Below are 21657 nucleotides of genomic sequence, written 5' to 3'. Positions count from 1 at the left end.
CCCCTTCCTTTTCTGCCTCAATAGAGGAGTTCTGTTATGTATATTTCACAGACTTTGCGCCGTGCGGTTCAATTAAACGGCCAAGGTACGGCTACCGTTTTTGCTGGTCGGCGGCAAACCTGGCGAGAGTTTGAAGACCGTATCGCATGCCTTGCTAACGGGTTGCTAAGTCTGGGCGTCAATGCGGGTGACAGGGTTGCCATACTGGCGTTAAACAGCGATCGCTACCTGGAGTATTTCTATGCAGTGCCGTGGGCCGGTGCGGCAGTGAATCCCGTCAATATTCGGCTCGCACCACCTGAAATCGCCTATACCTTGAATGACTCAGGATCTAAAGTCCTTTTCGTTGATGACACCTTTGCAGCATTGCTGCCATCCCTGCAGCCACAGCTTGAGTCTATCAAGCATGTTGTCTTCATGGGCGAGGGTGAGTGTCCACAAGGGTGTATTGATTATGAGTCCCTTGTCGCCAACGCCGATCGAATCCGTGACGCCGATGCTGGCGGTGACGATCTGGCGGGGCTGTTTTATACCGGTGGTACCACTGGGCGGTCAAAAGGCGTGATGCTGAGTCATGACAACCTGGTATTCAATGCCCTGAACGTGGTTGCCGAGATGGGCTATGACAGTGACACCATATATATGCATGCCGGGCCCATGTTCCACTTGGCTGATATGGCCAGCACGTTCGCCGTGACACTGGCTGCGGGAACTCATGGCATTGTTCCTCGCTTTGATGTTGATGAAGTGCTGGCTTTCATTGAGCAGGAGAAAGTCACGAACACCCTGCTGGTGCCGACCATGGTCAATCTTCTAGCCTCATCTGGTCGCATCGCCAATTACGATGTCAGCAGCATAAAACGCATGCTGTATGGCGCCTCGCCAATGCCAGAGGCGGTATTGATTAGTGCTATGGAACAAATGCCGACGGTGTCATTTGCTCAGGGCTATGGCCAGACCGAAGCCTCCCCAATCATTACCTCACTCGGGCCCGAACATCACATTCCCGGCGGAGAAAAATTACGTAGTGCCGGTCGCGCAGCACTGGGTGTGGAGGTGTTGGTGCTTGATGAAAATGATCAGGTGGTATCTCAAGGTACGGTTGGCGAAATATGTGCGCGGGGACCAAACGTCATGTTGGGTTACTGGGGAATGGAATCAACAACCGCTGATACCTTGCGCAATGGTTGGCTACATACTGGCGACCTTGGCTACATGGACGAGGATGGCTTTGTCTTCATCGTTGATCGAGCCAAAGACATGGTAATTAGCGGTGGAGAAAATATTTTCTCTGTTGAAGTTGAGGGTGCCATTTATGGCCATCCTGCGGTACAGGAGTGCGCGGTAATCGGTATTCCTGATGAGCGCTGGGGTGAAGCTGTGCATGCAATCGTGGTGCTGCGGGAGGGAGAGCGCGCTAATGAGGCAGAGATTATCGAGCATTGCCGTGAAAGAATTGCAGGTTACAAAGTGCCTCGTAGCGTTGAGTTTAAGGCCGAGTCGTTGCCGGTGAGTGGGGCAGGCAAGGTGCTGAAAAACGAACTGCGAGCCCCCTTTTGGGAAAGCAACGATAAACAGGTTAATTGAGTAATCGATGACCTTGTATTGCGAAATTTATTGGCTTGGAGGCTTCCATGAATCTGGATTTCAGTAATGAAGAAAAAGAATTTCGTAAGAGTATCCGGCAGTGGATGAAGGAAAATGTGCCTGATGATATTCGGCGCTGTACTGCCCGAGGAGCGATGTTAGATAAGAATATGCAGCAACGTTGGGAGCGTTTGCTGGGTAGTCAAGGTTGGCTTACGTCTACTTGGCCAGAACAATTTGGTGGCCCAGGGTGGAGCGCAACCCAGCGGTATATTTTCGATCAGGAGCGCGCCTCGGCAGGGGCACCGCCAACAAGCCCTTTTGGTGTGGCTATGGTTGGGCCGGTGCTATATACCTTCGGTTCTGAAGCACAGAAGGAACGGTGGTTGCCCGGCATTCAGCGTGGCGAAACGCTATGGTGCCAGGGTTATTCTGAACCCAATGCGGGCTCAGATCTGGCCTCCTTAAAAACGCGAGCCACGCGTAATGGCGACCATTATTTGGTTAATGGTCAAAAAATCTGGACGACACAGGCCCATTGGGCGGACATGATGTTTTGCTTGGTGCGAACGGATAGCACCGTGAAACAGCAGCAGGGTATTTCATTCCTGCTGATCGATATGAAAACCCCCGGGCTTGAAGTACGGCCGATTTATTCAATTGATGGGCATCATCACCTTAACGAAGTCTATTTTACCGACGTGAAAGTGCCTGTGGAAAATTTGGTGGGTCAAGAAGGAATGGGGTGGACCATTGCCAAGTTTCTTCTTACCCACGAACGCACCACCATTGCCGGTGTGGCGGATATTCACTACGAAATCAATCGCCTTAAAAGTGCTATCGATGCGCTACCAACGGAAACAGATAAGCAGTTGGCGGTGCGTCGGTTGGCTGGCTTGGAAGTCGATCTTATGGCACTGGAATACACCAACTTTCGCACCGTTGCTGCCACAGATGAAGGCAAGCCGTTCGGCCCAGAATCGTCAGGACTGAAAATCAAAGGCACGGAACTACAGCAAAGGGTTTCCCAAGCGATGGTGGAAATCGGAGGTTTGATGTCTTTGCCATGGGATAACGAGGAGCCCATTGGGGAGCAAATTTTTAATCAGGCCAGTCGCCGCTATAACTTCCTGCGTGCGTGCACCATCTATGGTGGATCTAACGAGATCCAGAAAAACGTGTTGGCGAAGATGTTGCTCGGATTGTGAGGTGAAAAATGGATTTCAAGTTACCCGAAAATACCACCATGATTGCGGATACCGCGCGCCGTTATCTTAAAGACAACTATTCATTTGACACCTACATTGCACAGTTGAATGAGAGTAATCACCTTGAAGCGAATCGCTGGCAGGCCATGAATGATTTGGGTTGGTTTGGCCTTCCGTTTGCTGAATCTGTTGGAGGGTATGGCGGCTCATTGCTTGACGTGTGCGCCATTGTTCAGGAGTTAGGAGCCGCGCTTTGTCTTGACCCTTTTGTCGATTTAATTGTTTCCCCCGGCAAGTTATTGGAGTTCGCCAATACGCCAACATCCTTGTCGTTGCTTGATCGCATTATTGCTGGTGAGGCACGTGTGGCTTGCGGTCTTTATGACCGGCATGCCGGTTATCACGTGCTGAACCCTTCCTTGAGGCTAAACGGAGAACGACTTTCCGGGCAGAAGCACGTTGTGTCTGATGGTGGCGTTGCAGACACCGTTCTCGTCTCCGCTATGTCTGGTGATGAGTTGGTCATTGTCGCGCTACCTTTCGACGCCTGTGACGTTGAAAGATATCGACTGCTCGATGGAAGCCGTGCTGCCAGTTTGACGCTTGATGATGTGCTCATCACAGACGAAATGGTTTTGTGTCGTGGTGATGCGGCAAAGCAAGCGGTTTCTGCCTGGTTCGATTATCTGTGCGCATTGGACTGCGCACGTATGTACGGCGCCTGCCGAGAGCTGTATCAGGCCACTCTGGAATACGCTCGAACGCGTAAACAGTTTGGTACAACGATTGGCAGTTTTCAGGTAATCCAGCACTACCTTGTTGATGCGTTTATTGATCTCCAGCAGCTAGAATCGATGCTCTTGATGGTGTCGGTGAAAGGGGAAAGCGAATGTAATTCTGAGCGCATTCGCGCTACGTCAGCGGCAAAGGCTTACTACGCGAGCCAGGCTGTTGGTATAGCCCAGCAAGGTATCCAGATACATGGTGGCGTTGGCGTTACAGAAGAGCTGAACATCGGACACTATTTCCGCCTGATTACGCATGCTTCATTGAGTAACGGTAATCGAGAGCATCACATAACTCGATTTTGTCAGGCAGGGGGAGAGTGAAAATGGAGTCATTTGATTTCATCGTTGTGGGGGCTGGTTCCTCAGGCTGTGTCCTTGCCAATCGACTAAGCGAATGCGGGCGATATTCCGTTTGCCTTATTGAGGCAGGCCCTCATGACAATAGCGGCTTTATTAATGTTCCGTTTGGTCTTATTGGCTTGATCAAACAAGGAAAGCGGAACTGGGGATACGACACCGTGCCGCAGACGCATTTAAATAACAGAAGCCTCTACTGGCCACGGGGTAAAACACTGGGGGGAAGTAGTTCAATCAATGCCATGGTCTACATTCGTGGCCAACAGCAAGACTATGATGACTGGGGCGCGCAAGGGGCAACAGGTTGGGCGTGGAAGGACGTGCAGCCTGTCTTCACTGCACATGAAAATAATGAACAATACCCAGCAAATAACTGGCATGGAGTGGGTGGGCCACTGAATGTGACCCGAGTAAGAGATATCAATCCCTTGACCCGGTTGTTTGTTCAGGCTGGAGAGGAGCTGGGTTATTCTCGTAACGATGACTTTAATGGACCAGAGCAAAAAGGCTTTGGACGTTTCCAGGTAACACAAAAAAATGGCCAGCGATGGAGTGCCGCGCGCGCTTTCCTGGATCCTGCACGTGGCCGCGATAACTTGCACATCATGACGGATGTGCAGGTAACCAAGGTGTTACTGGATTGCGGCAGGGCGATTGGCGTCGAAATTTGTGATAGTGATGGTGCTCAATCGGTCATTGGTACGAACAAAGAAGTCATCCTGTCCGGTGGGGCGATCAATACCCCTCAGTTGCTGATGTTGTCGGGTATTGGAGAGCGAGAGCACCTATCGAAAATCGGCATCACCTGTTTGCAAGACTCGCCGGAAGTTGGGGAGAACCTTCAAGATCACCTTGATATGACCGTCATGATCAAGGACAAAAGCCGTCAATCAATCGGCATGTCACCATTTTTTATACCTCGGCTGATTAGTGCCTTCTACCAGTATTTTCGTCATCGGCGCGGCTTTCTTGCCAGTAACGCGGCGGAAGCAGGGGCTTTTGTCAGCCTGCTCAGCGAGCCGGATCGTCCGGATGCTCAGCTACACTTTTTACCGGCTTATCTTCGAGATCATGGACGTCAGTTGACGCCTGGGTTTGGTTGTACGATTCATGTGTGCCAACTCAGGCCTAAGAGTCGAGGACAGATTCGATTGGCCAATAGCGATCCATTTGCTGCGCCTTTGATAGACCCAAACTATCTTTCTCATCCTGACGATATTCTTGTGCTCCGTGAAGGCGTGAAACTAGCCAGAAAAGTGTTTCACAGTCATTCTTTCAGCTCTGCTTTTGGCGGTGATGACGAACCGGCTTCCAGCGTGGAGAGTGATGACCAGATTGACGCGGATATTCGCCAGCGCGCTGAAACAATCTACCATCCCGTCGGCACTTGCCGAATGGGTAGTGATGAAAAAGCGGTGGTGGATGTCCGTCTGCGGGTAAACGGTGTGAAGGGGTTGCGTGTCGCCGATGCCTCGATCATGCCACTGTTGATCAGTGGTAATACGAACGCGCCATGTATGATGATTGGCGAGCGAGCGGCACAATTTATTCTAGAGGATGCGCAATAAAGATCGGCTAGAGAAAAGCTATTATAAAAGGTGTAATGCCGGAGTTGCATGGAAGCAATTCCGGCATTTTTTTGTGTGTCTTTTAGCAAACGGTGGTGACAGAGTCGTCAACTATTCAGAGGTTCCCTAAACCCCCTTGAGCATTATTATGCCGCCGGATTGCTATACAGCTCATGCAGTTGGCCACCTTCAGCGAACAACTTCTCACGCCACAGTTTTTCCAGCCCTTTGGTGTCATGTTGATCAGGGTGGAAATCCGGCTGAATGAACTCAGGAAGGCGCGAAAGGATTTGCGATACAAACCCGTTACGACCTAGCAAAATATTCAGACCTTTAACATTATCGCTGATGTTGCCGAGCTGGCCGTCTTTGACAAGCATCCAGCTCCAGGTGATGCCCAGCATCGGCAGCAAGACGACCATCGAGGCGAGGGCTGCAGCCACGCGCTCTGTACGGCTGTTACCAATAAGCTCATATACGTCGTAGGCAACAGATTTGTGTTCCAGCTCTTCGAGCGCATGCCACTGCCATATTTTGATCATTTCAGGGTCTGCCTGGCGTACAAAATTCTCGTCTTCAAGTAGCTGCTCGGCGAGAAGCGCAGTAAAGTGCTCCATAAACGTGGTGGCGGCTAGCCGAGTGCTCGGCGGCAACTTCTCTAGTATGGCCAAGCCAATTTTGACAAACCGATCTGGCGACTGCATGTCATAGCCGTACTCGGCGAGAATCTGGTTCAGCCTGTCGTGCTCTCGTCCGTGAATGGCCTCCTGCCCCATGAAGCCCGATATGGCCGCCCGTAGAGATTCGTCCTTAACCTGACCACGAAAGTGTCTAACGGACTCCATGAAATAGCGTTCACCAGGTGGGAAAAAACCGGAGAGCATGGCAAAGAAAGTCGTTGCTGTGGCATTTCCAGCATAAAAATACTTTGGAATGGAATCCGGAAATTGAAAATTGATATGACGCGGTGGAATGCCCACCAGCGCGCCGCTGAGTTTCTTAATGCTTTTTACCGTATTAGACGAGCGCATATCGCCTCCAATCAATAATGTGATAGTTAAAGAGAAATATGTCAGGCCATGCCCTGATGCGTTTTTTTATTTTTGCTGCTTTGCTGTTTTTTAAACATAATTTCAAGCAAGCGTTGGTAGCCTGTGGGTATCAGTCTCTGTGTGGTGTCCAGCATGACCGCGTCACCACCTACCAAAACTCTTCGCCGGTTTTTCCGCACGCCTTTCAGGATGGTTCTAGCGGCAGCTTCGGGTGTGGTCATGGCAATTTTTTCGAACATGCTGGCAATCTCTTCTTTGTCGCCCATGTTCATGCTGCCCATGTCTCCCATGCGACTATTACGCGCGATGTTGGTCTTTACTCCACCTGGATGAACGCAAGTCGCGCTGACAAGGCCGCCCGCGATATCCAGCTCTTCACGTAATGATTCTGTAAATCCGCGAACAGCAAATTTTGCGGCGTTGTAGGCTGACTGGGTTGGAACACCGATAATGCCGAAAACGCTGGAGATATTGACGATATGGCCTTCACCTATTTTCTGGAGATGGGGAAGAAATGCCTTTGTACCGTATACGACACCCCAGAAATTGATATTCATCAGCCATTCAAAGTTTTCATAGCTCATGTTCTCGACGGTCTCACCCAGTCCCACACCGGCATTGTTCATGATGAGATTTACTTTTCCGTGTGTTGATACGGTATCTTCCGCGTATTGATAAACCGCATTTTTGTTGCTGACATCAACAACATGAGTGCTGATGTTGACGGCGTAGCCTGCCAGTAATTCGACCGTCTTCTCTAGGCTTTCTTCGCTGATATCAGAGATCGCTAAGTGGCAGCCTTCTTTTGCTAGAGCAATCGCCGTGGCTTGCCCGATGCCCGACCCGGCGCCAGTGATCGCCGCGACTTTTCCTGAAAATGATTTCATCGTTGCGCCTCTATATTGAGTGTGTTGCTCAGAAGTTTTTGGACGAGATTGCGTTTCGTTTTATGTAGGTTTGTCGTTTCGAATTTAAGGTGGCCATCATTCATTTTTCCATAACGAAGCGCCGGCAGGTCGTGAAGATAATCGTTGAGGTTTCGCCAAGGATCTTTGTTGCCTTGGCGTGGCAGGCGGTCATCAGCACGTTGAATGTAGCCAGAGCGAAGGTTGAGAAAGTTGACATCAGAGCCACACCCTTCCTCGTCGATAGGGGTCACCTTTTCTGCGCCTGTCTTGCGCATATGCTTGAGAAGCCGACAAACAAATTCGGAGGCAATATCTGCCTTGAGGGTCCAGGACGCGTTGGTATAGCCAAAGACCAGTGCCATATTAGGCACTTTTTCCAGCATTAAGCCTTTGTACATCATGGTGTTTGAGAGATTGACGTGCGTACCATCAACACGTAGCTCTGCGCCGCCCAACATTTGCAAATCCAGACCGGTAGCTGTGACGATAATATCGGCAGGTATCCAATCCCCAGATTCCAGTTTTATACCGGTTTTGGTGACATTTTTTATATGATCCGTCACCACGGAAGCCTTGCCTTCACGAAGCACCTTGAACAGATCCCCCTTGGGAACTGCGCACATTCGTTCCTCCCATGGGTTGTAGTGAGGTTGAAAATGCTTCATGTCGATATCCGGCCCCAGTTGTTTGCGAGCAGCGGCCAGCAGTAATCTGCGGATCGCTTTGGGCTTACGAATCGATAGGTTAAATACGGTTCTCTGCAGCAGGATATTGCGTGTGCGCGCCATGCGGTAAACAAGCATTTCTGGCAGTACTCGGCGCAGGTTTTTCGAGATGAGATCTTGCTCAGGGACGGAGGCAACATAAGTAGGGGAGCGCTGTAACATGGTGACATGCGCAGCGCGGTCGGTCATCGCGGGCACCAGTGTTACGGCGGTGGCGCCGCTGCCGATCACGACAACTCGCTTACCCGTATAGTCGTAGTTATCTGGCCAGTGCTGCGGGTGAATTACGTCGCCGCCAAAGCGATTGATTCCAGGAATTTTCGGTGTGTAGCCGGCGTCATAGTTATAATAACCGGTACAGTTGAGGACAAACCCAGCGGTGAAAACTTCTTCTTCACCGGTTTCCTCGTTCAACGCGGTAACCGTCCAGCGATTGAATTCGCTGCTCCAGTCCTCGGCAGTGACTTTCAGGCCAAAATGAATTTTCTTGTGGACCTGATGATGCTCAGCGGTTTCTTCGATGTAATTGCGAATAGAGGGGCCATCGGCAAGCATCTTGGTGTCTGTCCAAGGCCGAAAGTTATAGCCGAGTGTGAACATATCGGAGTCCGAACGGATGCCGGGATAGCGAAATAAATCCCAGGTGCCACCAACGCGCTTGCGTCGCTCAAGGATGCCATAGCGTAGATCTGGGCACTTGCGGCTTAGGTGACAAGCCGCACCGACGCCGGAAAGGCCCGCGCCAATGATCAGCACGTCGAGGTGTTTATGTTTCATGGTGTAAGTCTCCGATCGGTGGAGCGTATGTGATTTCCTTGCGGGTCAAGGTGCTGAAGAAAGTCCAGCACTGCTCCGGTAAAAATACTGTTGCGGTCACCCGCTACCATATGACCTGCTTGATGGATTACTCGGTACTTGGCATGTGGCACGAGGGCTAATAATTCCTGGGCTCCTGCTTCGCTGAGTACATCACTGTGATGGCCGCGGATGAGTAATATCGGTAATTTGAGTTTGCTTGCTGCAAGATTGAGTCGCGCTCGGCCGAACATGCCTTCATTTGCTTCAGGGATTACCGCATGATCAAGAAACGCAGGATCCCAGTGCCAATGGAGACGGCCATTAGCGTCCTGGCGGAGGTTTTTTCGCAAGCCCTGTGAGCTTGATGGTGCTTTTCGTGTTGGGTTATAGGCAGCCACGGCATCCTGAACCTGATCCAGAGAGTCGAAACCGTCAGGGTGGCGGCGCATGAACTCAATCACCCGGCGAACGCCTTTGGTCTCAAGCCGTGGGGCCACATCCACCAGTACCAGACCTCGACAGGGCAAGGGGGGCTCCTCCCCAAGGGTAAGCATGGCCGTCAGTCCGCCCATTGACGCTCCCACGATATAAGGTGATGTGGGAAGTGATTGGATGATGGCGCGGAGGTCTGATACCAGCGCGGTGCCGCTGTAATCCCCTTCAGGGCACCACTGGCTTTGACCATGACCGCGGGCATCAATGCAGGTAGCGCAGTACCCTGATCTGGCCAGAGCTGTTGCCGTGTGCGCCCAGGCATGACGGGTCTGTCCGCCGCCATGCAGCAAAAGCACCTGCGGTGACTTCGGGTCCCCGAACTGGGTTGCACTAAGAACCAACCCGCCGTTTCCCGGGAACTGTATATCCCTGCCAGATTCCGGTGAGTGCTTTGAATCGCTGTAGGCAAGGCTTGCGAGGCTGTCGTGAGGATGCATCATTATAGGCATTTATTTATTTGGCCAAACAACCAAATATTAGCGTTTCTTCTACACAAAGAAAAGTCCTATTTGACGATATTGATGATCATTCAGCGGTGTGGCATACGGTGAGGACAGAAAAAAGCCCCCATAAAGGGGGCATGAAAGTGCGTTAGCACAAGGGGAATATATTAAAAATCTTTTACCGGCAAAAAGGTAAAGGTCAGATCTACGCCGAGGGGGGGGACTTCCAGCTCAACACCCGCCAAGCCGATTCCCAAGAGATCAATGTTGGCCGGTATGATGAGAGGGTCGGGGTTACGGACTTTGAGAATCAGACGACCATCATCGACAAAGCGCAGGGGGCCTTCGAGGGTGACTCCGGTAATTACTTTGCTGCGGATGTCATGCCCGAGTTCTATAATTAGCCGTGGTTCTAACTCTGGTGCATCCACCATGAGATCAAACGTAGTACTGAACCAGGGGCCATCCGGGGTTTCGGTGATATAGCCCGTAATGGGTTGATTGTTTTCGTATCCCAATCGAAGTACCAGAGGACCGGTGTCCAGCGGTATTGTGATTAATCCCAGTGCGCGAGCTTCCAGAAAGACACTGGTCGTTGAGAGAACGGTAGGGAAGACTTTGGCAATGACGGCGCCGGTGACTTCATTTGATGTCATTGGGTCGCTGTCGATGAGGCGTCGGTTGATGGTGACATCCGGCTCATACTGGCTTACCCCGGCTTGCAAGGCGCCTGACCCGACAAAGGAAAATTTCTTTTCCGGGCAATCGTCGCCTATACCACAGCCAATGTTGGCATGGGTTATTACTCCCGATTTGCTTTTTAGCCTAAGCTGTAGGTAGTTGGCATCGGCAATGGCACCGCCGTTACCATCGGGTACCGCACCTTGCTCGTTGTCATCGATACTAAGATTAGCGTTAACATCCGCAACCGGCAGAGAGCGTAACGACACACGGGTGATCCGGTCTTCTTCCCCTGTTACAACGAAGTGATTGGTTAGGTCTGGACCTCCTTCTCTAAGCTCTGGGGCTGAGGAACTGGACTGAGAGATTTGACGTGTTTGTAGCGGTGCACCATCGGTTGAACATATGGCATTGGTGCCACAAACAGGCGAGTTTTGCTCGGAGTGCAGGGTGTAGCGATAAAGCTCGCCAATCTGCCACGGGTTGTTCGGGAGAAACTCTATTCGCTGGGCAAGCACCTTGAGACGACCATTGATGGGGTCCCATGCGTTATTGTTGGTATCGAAGTGTTCAACAACAAAAGTCTGATCATTAACCGTGTCGCCGTCGATACTGCGGCTAAAGATGACTCGAATACTAAAATCCTTGAACATATTCGGTACAGGATAGAGCGGGTCGCTATTTTTACCTCCTACACATCGGCCATTGCGCCAAGTCTCTCTTTCGCCGGTAAGATCGACATCGGTTAACGCACAGGGGTAACCGGGAAAAACAGCAGCGACAAGTGGTGCACGTAGCTCATTGGTGCTGCCATTGGGAAGCACGAAGTCCGGTAGGCGGATGTTGAGTGTCTGGTCCTGGTTGAGCGGGTTTCCCTGCGTATCTCGGAGCAGGCTGGTGAGGGTGAGCTCGACGTCTTTTCCGTGTTGAAGGATATCTCCTGCGATGATGATCGTGGCTCCATCGTGACGTATTGGGTACGTCTTTACTACATCATCAACAGAAACCTGTACGGCACCGTCAAGGAACACCGAAGCTGGGTCTAATGGTTTGTTGAAGTTCAGGATAACGGGGTCACCAGGCCTTGCATTGGGTTGGAACGTTTCTCCCGGTGCCCAAGACTGAAGCTGCAAGGGTCGAGTGTCTTGGCTTGGGGCAGGCGCTTGGCGCTGGTTTTGATAGGCCTCCATGCGGAATGAGAGCAGACCGGATGCCGTCTCCAGGCCCAGTACTTCAAGTTCAACCACACTGACCGCATCCAGTACTAGTACACCATCCTTTACAACGGCTAAACCCGCTACCTGCACATTAAGCAGGTTCTGGCTGAGAGCCGCATTGGGTTCTTGACCTGCTGCAGTCATTGCTGCGTCCATATTAAGCAGGGCATAGCGGGGAGCCGATGGGGAATCACTGAATGGATTCGGGATCAGATACCCATTAGCGTCGCTGAGTATCGTGATGGTGATTTCACCGGTTTCCAGCCCGGACGGTATTTCGCCCAGTATATTGACGTCCACGGGGGTGCCGCGCAGTATGGAGCCGGCGGGTACTCGCAGTGGTACAGCACCAGGAAAATCGGGCGCAAAAGCCAGATCTGCTGCTAAATCCCCGCTCAACCCGGTAAATGATTCATCTCCCAACACAAAGGATTGTACTGGCACCTGATTGATCGGGTTGCCGGTTAAAGTTGACACTAGTCCAGGTTGTTCAGCTCCAAGACTGCCAACTTTTAGAACGGATGTAGCACGGGGAAGTGTCGCTTCCGGAACAAAAGTCCGATTGTACTCCGGCAACTGTTCACCGGTAGTCTGGGCCCGCAGCCCAGCAATCGTTAGTGTGTGTTCCACAGGTTTCAGATCCTGGTCAGGATCCAGTGTCAGGTAACGACCCTGCAAAAATAGCGATGCGGGAACCAACTTGCCGAGGTTGTCACGAAGTTGAACCGATCCGGTTTCGCCATATGCTGTGCTGGTCGGATCAACCGTTTGGTTAAACGACATCCTGAAGGTGCTCATGTCGTTGGGATGGCTGGCATCATCAATCGGCTCTAGCAATGACGGTTGGTCTAGAGGAGTGGCTGAAAGCAGGGTGAAAGAGCCGCTTCCCATGGTTTGCGATGCGCCGGCTTGACTGCCTGCAGTCCGAAACCGAACGCGGGCCACGGAGTTATCATCAATGGCTCCAAGGCCATCATCGTTGACAACCAGATGGTACGCTTCCGCCGGAGCCAGCCGCGATTGAGGATACAGGGCCAGGCCTCTGCCATTGTCTACCACCTGATAGTCAACCATGACGGTATTCCCATCAGTATCACTGACCAGCTGTAGGCGTGAGTCAATGTCATCAATAACCTCTTGCTCAAGTGCAGAGGAAAATCGCAGGATTACTGGCGCGCTAGATGGAACCTCAGTCTGGCCAGGATAAGGGTAAGAAAAAATTAGTGTCTCTGGTGTGCTCCAGGGATTGCTTACATCGCCCTGATCGCCACCGCATCCGGTCAGAAGGGCTGCTATGGCGACCGCCAGACTAATCAGAAACTGGTGGATTGTGATGGGGTTATTATTCATTGCTCTTCTCCTGGTATTAATCGCATGCCTGTTGTTAAAACTTTAGCGACAGGGAGGAAGAAAATACGTTTATTTCACCATCAGCCCTTACCGTTTCATAAGGGGCTGGATCGGTGGAAGAGTTGATGGAGGTCAATTCGAAATCAGCTTCATCCAGCATTTGATACTGGTAAGCGAAGGCGAGTTCTAATGGCATATCTATTATTGGCGCGCTGGCCAGACGGTAGCTGGCACCCAGACCGAAAACCTTTTTATCGGTGTCAAGATAGTTAACATCCTGGGATCGGCTGGATTTTAAAGGTGAGTCCTCCAGGGCTGCGCCGGCAAAGAGTTTCATGGACTCCGACCACTGATAGCTAACGCCAATTCGGGGAATGGTGATGTCGTCAAACGCTAGATTAGCCTGATCGCGAATAGTATCGCCGGCAAACTCGCTTTCAAGCGCAGACCAATTGTGCTGCTCAATGCCTGCCGTCAATTCGAATTTGCCAACGGGAAGCAAAATGGCTGCGCCGAGAACTTCAGGTTGATAGGTATCAATTGTACTAAGCGCTAGGCTCAGGCCTGGTTCAGGGATAACTCCCGGCACAACCACATTGGCATCCACGGATACCTCATAGCTACTTTCCCCCCGCCAGAAAAGAGCCAGCTCCATCTTATCCATTCCAAAAGGCATGCACTCGCTTGTACCGCAAAACATTTCTCCAGAGCGGATATTGATACCTAGTGCCGGTGATAGGGATGGAGAGGCTTCCAGGGAAAGTTTTTCAGAGTCTGTGTTGCCGCCAAGGTCTGAAACTGCTTCCAGGTTGGCTTTGGCCTGGAGGGTAAGACGTGCTGATGCGCCGACGTCAACGCCCCTCAGGACGTTGCTGATAGCGCCACCAAAGGCGAGATAAAGTGGCTGAGATTCATAGCGTAGAAACTGCCCTTTCTGGCTGGTATTGGCCTGATAGGGCAATAGGTTGGATGTGTATTGGTCTACACCCACGTTCAGGCCAAAGTAAATGGGCTTGTCGATGCTGGAAATGCCGGCGACGCGGCTTTTGAAGCCGATTAATAATAGTTCGGAACTGGTGTCAGAGAGGATATCATTCTCTCGCTCCAAAGGGTCTGTTCCTCCCAGTGATTTGGCACGTAATTCCTGGTCGCCATACTGCACAATGACTCCCAGTTCGCCCTCCGGGGAGCGGGCCATGGCGGCCGGGTTGTAGTACACCGACCAGCTGTTGGATGCAAAAGGACTGAATGCCAAGGCAGTGCCGGCATTCATCGGGCCTAGCCCATAAGTGCTCGCTCCGTCGCCAGCACCGCCAATGGCCAAGCCGGGTGAGAGCAATGCTGTAGTGCACGTGAAGAAAAGGAGAGGTAACCGTTTTGTTTTTTTTGCAGACATTTCAGGCTCCTAAAGGGGGCTGTTCTGGTTATAGATGGTGAGTTGTTCTGATTTTCTGTTTGTTTGGTTAAACAACCAATATTGGTCTCAGGCTTAGCTGTCTGTGTCCATGACTGTAATGACGTTGTGCTCTGGCGCTCCGGTAATGTCACACATTAATGCGTGACGCCCAGTCGTCGTCTATGACGAGATGCCGTGTTCTGTTGCTGACCAGGCATGGGTTATCGAGTGGTGTAACGCCTCCTGGGCAGCGCTAAAGCGCACGGTCAACTGGATCTGGAGAGCTCTGCTGGCGTGACATGTACAAGCAGGCTCCACACTTTCTCTGGCACAGTCACTGAGAATTGTTATCTGTTTGTTTTGCCGGAATGCCCTTCTCTGGCAGCTGGGGATGTGGCTCACAGGCTTGTCTCCCGCCGTCGTGTCTGCTGGGAGTGTGCCCGGCCAGTACACTGAACCGGTAGTGATCCATCGGTAAATGCTTGGCTCGCCACAGCATTTCCAGAGAGGTAGAGGGCCGCAGCATTGGCGCGTCACCATGATGGTCGAAGTAATAACTGTTCGACAGCGCGCAGTTGTGGTTAAGGAACACGGTGTTTTGCTGGCGTTTCTGGATATTGCGGAAATACGCGTCATGGACGGACTGACGTATTTCCACTTGGCTGGCTCCACGTCGGTTGGCTTCGCGAATACAGCGAGAGAGGTGGATGGCATTCCCTTCGACCATCTTGAAGTAAGAGGTGCCGATAAGGGCATAGGGACCGAGCATGATGTAAAAGTTCGGGTAGCCCGGAATGGTCAACCCTTCATAGGCCTGGTAACGGTAGTCATGCCAGAAATCGCCCAAATTGATGTTGTTGCTGCCGATGACGTCGAACGAGGGAATATTTCCTTTCTCGAAGGTTTTGTAACCGGTGGCGAGGATCAAGGTATCTATGCGTCGTGAGCGGCCGTCTTCGGTGGTGATGCCACGGGAGGTGATGCGTTTGATCGGCGTCGTCACCAGCTCGACGTTGTCCCGGCCGAAGGTGCGGAAATAGTCGTTGGAGAAGGTTGGTCTTTTACAGCCGAAGCCGTATTTCGGTGTCAGTTTCTCCCACAGGTCTTTGCGGTTGGGCAGTTGTTCGCGCAAGTTGTTTATGCCCGCCTTTTCGCACATGCGGACCAGCCAGGGGGCCTGGCGATAATAAATTGCTGAAAGCACCATCAGGGTTTCACTGGCGGTATCGGTGGCGCCCCGAAGGGTGCGTTGCAGGCCCGGTACGGTTCGGAACAGAGTCTTGAGCCAGCCGGGCAGGCTATGATCGGGTTTTTTCAGTACCCAGATGGGGGTGCGCTGGTAGACATCCAATTGGCGGGCCTTGCCGGCAATTTTCGGAATCAGTTGCACTGCAGTGGCGCCAGTGCCTATTACCGCTACTCGCTTGTCACTAAGATCAAGGTCATCTGGCCAGCGTGCAGTGTGAATGACATTGCCCTGGAACGTATCAAGCCCTTCAATATCTGGCATCTTGGGTGATATCAAACCGCCACAGGCCGAGACAATATGGCGTGCACTAAGTCGCCTGCCATCCGTAAGATCGATCAACCAGACATGGCTGTCGAGATCAAAACGGGCGCTAGCGACTTCGACACCAAAGCGAATCAGTGGGTAGATGCCATACTTGCTTGTTACCTGTCTTGTATACTGGTAAAGCTCGTTTCCCGGCGCAAAAACGCGAGACCAATTTGCGTTTTGTTCGAAGGAAAATGAATAGGTAAACGAGGTAATGTCGACAGCGATTCCCGGATAACGGTTGTCGCGCCAGGTTCCTCCCACATCCTTGCTTCGCTCAAGGATCAAGATATCTTTGATGCCATCGGCACGCAGCTGGATTGCCGCACCAATTCCAGAAATTCCCGCGCCGATGATAATGACTTCATGATCAGGAGTAACGCTGGGACGAGGGTTATGGATTGCAACAGCAGCCATATTCATGATGCAACCTCAACTATGGCGCTATCGCTAGCATTGACCGTTTGGGATGGGGCTTTGCCGACGTTATTGCTGGTCAGATACTTTTCCAGAATTCGGACGATGGTAGGGAAGTCCTGCTTTGCCTCTGGTAGCAAAAAGGTGAATACGGGCCACACGTGCGGCATATCATCGCGCTCCAGAACCTGCACGGGCACCCCCGCATCTCGCGCGCATTGTGCTGCTGCATGGGTATCGTCGCGCAGACACTCTTCGCTACTGACAGTGAAAAGTAGAGGGGGCAAGCCGGTGAAATCCGCGGTGATTGGTGAGGCATACGGGTGAGCGGGGTCCGCGCCGGCCAGATAGATATCCGTTGCCACCTCAATCATGCCATGGGAAAGCATGGTATCGCTGTCGCTATTCGCCTGTCTGGACATCAGGGTGCCTCGCGCATCCGATGCCGGCGAAATGGCGAGGGCGCAAGCCGGCATTTTCAGCAGCTGATCACGGGCACGCAGCAATGTGACTAACGTCAGGTTGCCTCCCGCAGAGTCTCCCGCAATGACCACAGGGCGAGGGTCTGCGATCAGTTCACGATACACATTAAAGGCGTCATCCGTTGCTGCCGGGAAGGGGTGCTCAGGGGCTAGTCGGTAATCCGGAAGAAAGACCCGCGCATTCAGGGCGTGAGCCAAACGGCCACAAAAGTGGTGATAGGTATCAAGCCGCCCGCCGATGAAGGCGCCACCATGCAGGTAGAGTATGGTGATTTGTGGGTCTGCGGTGCCTAGCCAGTGGCCAGCTATTCCTGCAACCTTGCCTCGCTTGAGTCGCACTCCGCGTGGCAGCAGAGAGGGGGCCAAAGGCGCGTTCATCACCCTGCGAAGATGTCTTACCAGTTTGTCCGGGTCGCGTATATCACGCTTCATGCCGGCGCGAAAAAGTAGCTTCAAAATTGTTGTAGGAATGGAGGCCATATTGAATTCCTTGCGTGTTTCGTTTCCACTAATGCGGTTTAATCAGCCAGCATTCTGTAAGCTTCGCCAATCGCGCGGGCGTATAGTCGTGGCGTCAGGCGTTTCAACCGCCAGGCAAGCCGGCCGTCAATTTGTGGCAGCATGTAAAGCTCACCTCGATCAAGGGCACTGAGGGTCTGTCGGGCCACCTGGTCGGCGTTGGTGAGGGCATAGCGGGTCATCGCTGAACGGGCAAAGTCACGGCGACGTTCAGGCAGGCGCCCATTCTCGACGATATTGGTCGGGACCACGGTTGGGCACAGGGCCGTGATTTTTACGCCGGTACCGGTCAGTTCAGAAGACAGCGTTTCGGACAGGGCCAGCACCCCCGCCTTGGTGACGTTGTAGGCGGCCATTTCCGGGGCGGACCCGAATGCGGCAGCAGAGGCCACATTGATGATGCCTCCATAGCCCAGATCGCGAAGCTGAGGGGCAAAATAATGGCAGCCGTGAATAACTCCCCATAGATTGACGTTCATGCACCAGTGCCAATCTTCAAGTGACACCTCGCCGATTGGGCCACCGAGGCCGACGCCGGCGTTGTTGATTACCAGGGTTACCGGCCTGCCGAGCAAAGGCTCGGCATTTTCCGCCAGGTATGCCATCTGTTTTTCATCGCCGACATCACACCCCAGGGCTACCGCGTGAGTACCGAGTGCTCGCAGGCTGATCGCCACCTGTTCGGCGCGCTCTTCATTGATATCGACACACAGTACCGAACCGCCTCGACGGGCAACTTCGTAAGCAAAGCTACGACCGATGCCGCTACCCGCCCCGGTGATGACAGCTGCCGCCTGAGTTGACGGGTGCAAGGGTTTCTTTTTCATGCCTGCCCCCATGCGGGTTCAGGTTGTGGCGTTTCGAATGTACCGTGTACATTGTTGGCTCGGTGGTCTCTGAGCGCTTGATAGGCCTTATGAGGGTCGCCAGTTCTTTCGTAGGCGCGTTTCCAGATCCGGATTACATCACGGTTATCGTCATCCCACGGGTGGAAAGTGGGGGAGAAATAGGGGGGCACGCCAGCGAGTACCTTGGAAAGAATGCCGGGACGCCAGAACAGGACTTTGGTCATTTTGGCGGCGGACCACAAATTCAGAATTTGACGATCCTTGTAGAGCAGATAGGTCTGGTTGCCGATCATAATGGGGAAGCCCAGGGCAATGGCCAGTAGCATGCCACTGATACGCAGTCGGTAACTGCGGTAGCCACCACCACTGGCATCGACGAAGACGTCATAACTGACGCTCTTGTGCTCGGTTTCTTCGACAAAGTGCCAGTAGAGCATGGCACGCAAATCCGGGTGGGTTTCGTCAAACAGCTCCGGGTGCTCAAGCAGTACCGAGGAAATAATGGCCGTGAAATGTTCAAACGCCGCTGCGATGGAGCTCTGCATATCGTCACTGAGGCGGTGTTGGAGTTGCTTACGGATCAGCTTGAACACGCCTTCAACCTTGTCGATGGGAACCCCGTGTTGCACGCCGATGGCGTTCATTTCATCGTGCTCACGAGCATGAATGCGCTCCTGGCGAATGAATTCTTTAGCTGCGTTCAGCACTTCTGGATCGTCAAGCTTGCCAAGCTGCCGTCTTGCAGAATTCATCACCCAGCGTTCACCGTCGGGGACGGCGGCGAGAATGGCATTCATCCAGTGAGTGGACCACGGGTCGTTGCGAAACCAGTGGCGAGCCACGTTTTCGATGTTCATGGGAAAGTGAATGTCACGGGTTACAACCTCGTCGTAACCAATCTTGCGGTTTGCCAGAGCCATTGGATCGCTCCCAAGTAAAGTGCATTCATTGGACTTTATTTGTATGACCAACCAAATTCAAGATTATAAGGTAGACAGCGTGTTTTTATCTGTATAGATCGAATAGTGCCATCGGCCAGGAAGGCTGGGCCGACTTTAAAAGGAATGCTAGAATCAAAGGCTTACAGCATGGGAGTGCCTTGTGGGAAGAAAGAAAAATCAGGTAACGCCGGTGGCGGAGGCGGATCGAGTGTTTGTGCTCGGTGCTGCAGCTCGTCTATTTCGTCAAAAGGGGTTCGATAAAACCACCGTTAAAGAAATCGCCGAGGCTTGTGGCATGCTGCCTGGCAGCTTGCATTACCGTTACCCCTCCAAGGAAAGCATTCTGGTCGACTTGATGCGCCTTGCGCTTGAGCAAGCGTCTACGGCCTTGTCTGAGGCCATTCGGGGGGAAAGTGAGCCGCTTGAGCAGTTGCGTCAGGGGATCAATGCTCACCTTGAGTTGCTGGTTGGTGGGTCGGATATGGTCTATGTCCTCCTTTTTGAATGGCGCTCCTTGCATGGTGAGTCCCGCCAGGAAATGATTGATCTACGAGACAAATACGAGCTTCTTTGGTCTGCCATGTTGCAATCTTTGTCCTCTCAGGGCCTGATTCGTGCTGATGTGGATCGTGATCTTTTGCGTCTTATCGGGCTGGGCGCGTTGAACTGGGTAGCAACGTGGTTCAATGAGGGGGGGCGATATACGGTGAAGGATGTCGGAGATTTTGTGTGGACGGTAATTAAGGATGGTGTGCTCAAACGCTAGACAATTCTATTTTATTTGGTGTTTATATCCCTACGATTGTATTGAAATGTGGGCATAGGTTAAAAGTTCCCTCAAATATTCTGTCTGTACTGGTCAGGCGTTCGGCCGAACCAGCGCTTGAAAGCCCGCCTGAAGCTTGCTGAGTCGTGATAATTCAGCAATGAGGCAATGGCTTCAACAGACAGATTGCTGTCACGCAAATAGCTTGCGGCCTGCCTGGATAGCACCTCGTCGCGAATTTTCCTGAAACTGCTGTTTTCGCTTCTCAGTTTGCGAGCAAGTGTCCGCTTGCTTATGAATAGCGTGGCTGCTGCTTCTTCTTCACTAAGCGTCCCTGGAGGGCGAGACAACATCATTTTCTCAACCTGGGTCCGATAATCCTGCTCACGAGTCTGAAGCCGCGCAAGCATGGATTCGCATTGCTGTAACGCTAGACGGTAACTTTCATGATTGGCTGATGCGTTTGGTTTACGGCACAACGCCATTGCCAGCTTTAGTTTGAATTTGTCACAGTTAAAGTAAACCCTGCCAGGCAAGTAGTCCCTGTACATATCTTTGTAGGCTGGGGCTGGATGGGTGAAGTGAACCTCCGATTCATATAAGGGGCGGCCTACGATGAATTCACCAATTTCAAAAAAAGCTTTGATTACGGCATCGGCCAAGCAGCGTTCCACATCCGTATCCATCGAAACTTGGAAGTTTACAACGCATTCCAGAAATTCCTCTTTTTGTTGTAAGTGAACATGAATAAAGCTTGCCCGAGTTGGCAGGAAAGTGTGGACAGCATGCAATGCTGTATAAAGATCTGGGCTGCTGTTTGCAACAAATCCCATTGCCCCGTGGGTTGCAGGGGTGAGGCGTCGGCCTAGCAGTAAGCCGAACTCCGGTTTGCAGGACAAATCTAAAGCATTGCGGAAAACCTGAATCTGCTGGGCCGCAGTGAACAGACTTTCGTCTTTGAGCAACTGCGCAACATCTACACCCGTGTTGCGCAAGAGCTTGGGGAGTTCTCGTGCACTCAGGCCAAGTTCGCGAGCGATAAGGCGTGAGTAATTCGACGGGATATCAGCATCCACTTTTTCAAACCCTGTTTGTGCGACGTTATCGCCATCAGCGATTCCTCGGAATGTGCCAACTGTCTTTTAATGTCCCTGTTATGTCAAGAAAAGTCCTCGTCGGTGTTCCTGCATATAGCCAGTCTTCAGGGTAGATATAACTGGCAGGAGACACACTGTGGGAAAAATTATTTTCATTGAACATGACAGCACCGAGCATGTTACGCAATTTGATGAGGGGGCTACTCTTATGCAAATCGCCGTTGATAATGCCGTTCCTGGTATTGATGGTGATTGTGGTGGGGAGTGCGCTTGTGGAACCTGTCACATGATTGTGTCAGATGAGTGGTTCGAAAAGACCGGTAAGGTTGGTGATGCAGAAGAACAGATGCTGTCAATGACTCCGGAGCGTGCGAGAACTTCACGCCTAGGGTGTCAGGTGCAAACGACTAAAGCAATGGACGGTATGACCGTCCAACTTCCCGAGTTCCAGATGTAAGC

17 protein-coding genes are annotated in these 21657 nt (G+C 52.1%); 6 read left to right on the top strand and 11 right to left on the bottom strand.

Translation table 11 applies throughout. The annotated features are described in order from the left end of the window. Positions 1 to 36: 36 nt before the first annotated feature. Genes D4A39_RS15815 through D4A39_RS15800 form a run of 4 tightly spaced genes read left to right on the top strand, consistent with a single transcriptional unit; the run spans position 37 to position 5508 of the window. A complete protein-coding gene (locus tag D4A39_RS15815) occupies positions 37 to 1587 on the top strand; it encodes a long-chain-fatty-acid--CoA ligase (RefSeq protein ID WP_119918530.1) in 1551 nt (516 codons plus the stop codon). 47 nt (positions 1588 to 1634) lie between these two features. Next, complete coding sequence (locus D4A39_RS15810) at positions 1635 to 2795, top strand: acyl-CoA dehydrogenase family protein (RefSeq protein ID WP_035233484.1); 1161 nt, start codon at positions 1635 to 1637, stop codon at positions 2793 to 2795. Positions 2796 to 2803: 8 nt separating this feature from the next. Then, positions 2804 to 3904, top strand: coding sequence for an acyl-CoA dehydrogenase family protein (locus tag D4A39_RS15805; RefSeq protein ID WP_119918529.1), 1101 nt, complete (start codon positions 2804 to 2806; stop codon positions 3902 to 3904). A gap of 2 nt (positions 3905 to 3906) precedes the next feature. Further along, entirely contained in the window at positions 3907 to 5508 is a 1602-nt protein-coding gene (locus D4A39_RS15800; RefSeq protein ID WP_119918528.1) for a GMC family oxidoreductase, read from the top strand. A gap of 146 nt (positions 5509 to 5654) precedes the next feature. Here D4A39_RS15800 and D4A39_RS15795 read toward each other — a convergent pair whose 3' ends face one another. The 10 genes from D4A39_RS15795 to D4A39_RS15750 all read right to left on the bottom strand — a co-directional run bounded on the left by D4A39_RS15795 (position 5655) and on the right by D4A39_RS15750 (position 19314). Next, positions 5655 to 6539 carry a metal-dependent hydrolase gene (locus D4A39_RS15795; RefSeq protein ID WP_008930245.1) on the bottom strand — a complete coding sequence of 295 codons (885 nt, stop codon included), beginning with the start codon at positions 6537 to 6539 and terminating at the stop codon, positions 5655 to 5657. A 41-nt stretch (positions 6540 to 6580) separates the two neighbouring features. After that, positions 6581 to 7447: an SDR family NAD(P)-dependent oxidoreductase gene (locus tag D4A39_RS15790; RefSeq protein WP_007150445.1), complete on the bottom strand. Its 867-nt coding sequence runs from the start codon at positions 7445 to 7447 to the stop codon at positions 6581 to 6583. Further along, a complete protein-coding gene (locus D4A39_RS15785; protein ID WP_119918527.1) occupies positions 7444 to 8970 on the bottom strand; it encodes a flavin-containing monooxygenase in 1527 nt (508 codons plus the stop codon). Before D4A39_RS15785 ends, D4A39_RS15790 begins: the two co-directional genes overlap by 4 nt. Next, the gene (locus tag D4A39_RS15780) at positions 8967 to 9926 is read right to left on the bottom strand and encodes an alpha/beta fold hydrolase (RefSeq protein ID WP_233552500.1); all 960 of its coding nucleotides are present in this window, start codon (positions 9924 to 9926) and stop codon (positions 8967 to 8969) included. The genes D4A39_RS15785 and D4A39_RS15780 overlap by 4 nt, the downstream gene beginning before the upstream one ends. 170 nt (positions 9927 to 10096) lie before the next feature. Continuing rightward, positions 10097 to 13177: an Ig-like domain-containing domain gene (locus D4A39_RS15775; RefSeq protein ID WP_119918526.1), complete on the bottom strand. Its 3081-nt coding sequence runs from the start codon at positions 13175 to 13177 to the stop codon at positions 10097 to 10099. Between the two features lie 34 nt (positions 13178 to 13211). Beyond that, the gene (locus D4A39_RS15770) at positions 13212 to 14573 is read right to left on the bottom strand and encodes an OmpP1/FadL family transporter (RefSeq protein ID WP_031225744.1); all 1362 of its coding nucleotides are present in this window, start codon (positions 14571 to 14573) and stop codon (positions 13212 to 13214) included. A 334-nt stretch (positions 14574 to 14907) separates the two neighbouring features. Further along, a complete protein-coding gene (locus D4A39_RS15765; RefSeq protein WP_040297294.1) occupies positions 14908 to 16551 on the bottom strand; it encodes a flavin-containing monooxygenase in 1644 nt (547 codons plus the stop codon). Continuing rightward, positions 16548 to 17459, bottom strand: a complete 912-nt coding sequence (locus tag D4A39_RS15760; protein ID WP_231880744.1) for an alpha/beta hydrolase — start codon at positions 17457 to 17459, stop codon at positions 16548 to 16550. Before D4A39_RS15760 ends, D4A39_RS15765 begins: the two co-directional genes overlap by 4 nt. A gap of 86 nt (positions 17460 to 17545) precedes the next feature. After that, positions 17546 to 18373: an SDR family NAD(P)-dependent oxidoreductase gene (locus tag D4A39_RS15755; protein WP_008930238.1), complete on the bottom strand. Its 828-nt coding sequence runs from the start codon at positions 18371 to 18373 to the stop codon at positions 17546 to 17548. After that, entirely contained in the window at positions 18370 to 19314 is a 945-nt protein-coding gene (locus D4A39_RS15750; protein WP_008930237.1) for a metal-dependent hydrolase, read from the bottom strand. The genes D4A39_RS15755 and D4A39_RS15750 overlap by 4 nt, the downstream gene beginning before the upstream one ends. A 181-nt stretch (positions 19315 to 19495) precedes the next feature. Between D4A39_RS15750 and D4A39_RS15745 the strand changes: the two genes are divergently transcribed. Then, on the top strand, positions 19496 to 20101 hold the full coding sequence (locus D4A39_RS15745) for a TetR/AcrR family transcriptional regulator (RefSeq protein ID WP_007151233.1): 606 nt from the start codon (positions 19496 to 19498) through the stop codon (positions 20099 to 20101). A 71-nt stretch (positions 20102 to 20172) separates the two neighbouring features. Here D4A39_RS15745 and cypR read toward each other — a convergent pair whose 3' ends face one another. Then, complete coding sequence (gene cypR / locus D4A39_RS15740) at positions 20173 to 21177, bottom strand: transcriptional regulator CypR (RefSeq protein ID WP_022983808.1); 1005 nt, start codon at positions 21175 to 21177, stop codon at positions 20173 to 20175. A gap of 157 nt (positions 21178 to 21334) precedes the next feature. Between cypR and D4A39_RS15735 the strand changes: the two genes are divergently transcribed. After that, complete coding sequence (locus tag D4A39_RS15735; RefSeq protein WP_022983807.1) at positions 21335 to 21655, top strand: 2Fe-2S iron-sulfur cluster-binding protein; 321 nt, start codon at positions 21335 to 21337, stop codon at positions 21653 to 21655. Positions 21656 to 21657 lie beyond the last annotated feature (2 nt).

Origin of the sequence: Alcanivorax profundi, from assembly GCF_003597125.1 — a bacterium.
Lineage (GTDB): Bacteria > Pseudomonadota > Gammaproteobacteria > Pseudomonadales > Alcanivoracaceae > Alcanivorax > Alcanivorax profundi.
The sequence above is the reverse complement of the archived record's forward strand: the minus strand, read 5'-3'. Positions and strand labels throughout refer to the sequence as shown.

Excerpts from the sequence above, each read along its gene's own strand:
- D4A39_RS15760 (WP_231880744.1), bottom strand. The coding sequence starts at position 17,459 with ATGAAGCGTGATATACGCGACCCGGACAAACTGGTAAGACATCTTCGC.
- D4A39_RS15780 (WP_233552500.1), bottom strand. The coding sequence starts at position 9,926 with ATGATGCATCCTCACGACAGCCTCGCAAGCCTTGCCTACAGCGATTCA.
- D4A39_RS15815 (WP_119918530.1), top strand. The coding sequence starts at position 37 with ATGTATATTTCACAGACTTTGCGCCGTGCGGTTCAATTAAACGGCCAA.
- D4A39_RS15765 (WP_040297294.1), bottom strand. The coding sequence starts at position 16,551 with ATGAATATGGCTGCTGTTGCAATCCATAACCCTCGTCCCAGCGTTACT.
- D4A39_RS15770 (WP_031225744.1), bottom strand. The coding sequence starts at position 14,573 with ATGTCTGCAAAAAAAACAAAACGGTTACCTCTCCTTTTCTTCACGTGC.
- D4A39_RS15800 (WP_119918528.1), top strand. The coding sequence starts at position 3,907 with ATGGAGTCATTTGATTTCATCGTTGTGGGGGCTGGTTCCTCAGGCTGT.
- D4A39_RS15750 (WP_008930237.1), bottom strand. The coding sequence starts at position 19,314 with ATGGCTCTGGCAAACCGCAAGATTGGTTACGACGAGGTTGTAACCCGT.
- D4A39_RS15795 (WP_008930245.1), bottom strand. The coding sequence starts at position 6,539 with ATGCGCTCGTCTAATACGGTAAAAAGCATTAAGAAACTCAGCGGCGCG.
- D4A39_RS15755 (WP_008930238.1), bottom strand. The coding sequence starts at position 18,373 with ATGAAAAAGAAACCCTTGCACCCGTCAACTCAGGCGGCAGCTGTCATC.
- D4A39_RS15810 (WP_035233484.1), top strand. The coding sequence starts at position 1,635 with ATGAATCTGGATTTCAGTAATGAAGAAAAAGAATTTCGTAAGAGTATC.
- D4A39_RS15790 (WP_007150445.1), bottom strand. The coding sequence starts at position 7,447 with ATGAAATCATTTTCAGGAAAAGTCGCGGCGATCACTGGCGCCGGGTCG.
- D4A39_RS15805 (WP_119918529.1), top strand. The coding sequence starts at position 2,804 with ATGGATTTCAAGTTACCCGAAAATACCACCATGATTGCGGATACCGCG.
- D4A39_RS15785 (WP_119918527.1), bottom strand. The coding sequence starts at position 8,970 with ATGAAACATAAACACCTCGACGTGCTGATCATTGGCGCGGGCCTTTCC.
- D4A39_RS15775 (WP_119918526.1), bottom strand. The coding sequence starts at position 13,177 with ATGAATAATAACCCCATCACAATCCACCAGTTTCTGATTAGTCTGGCG.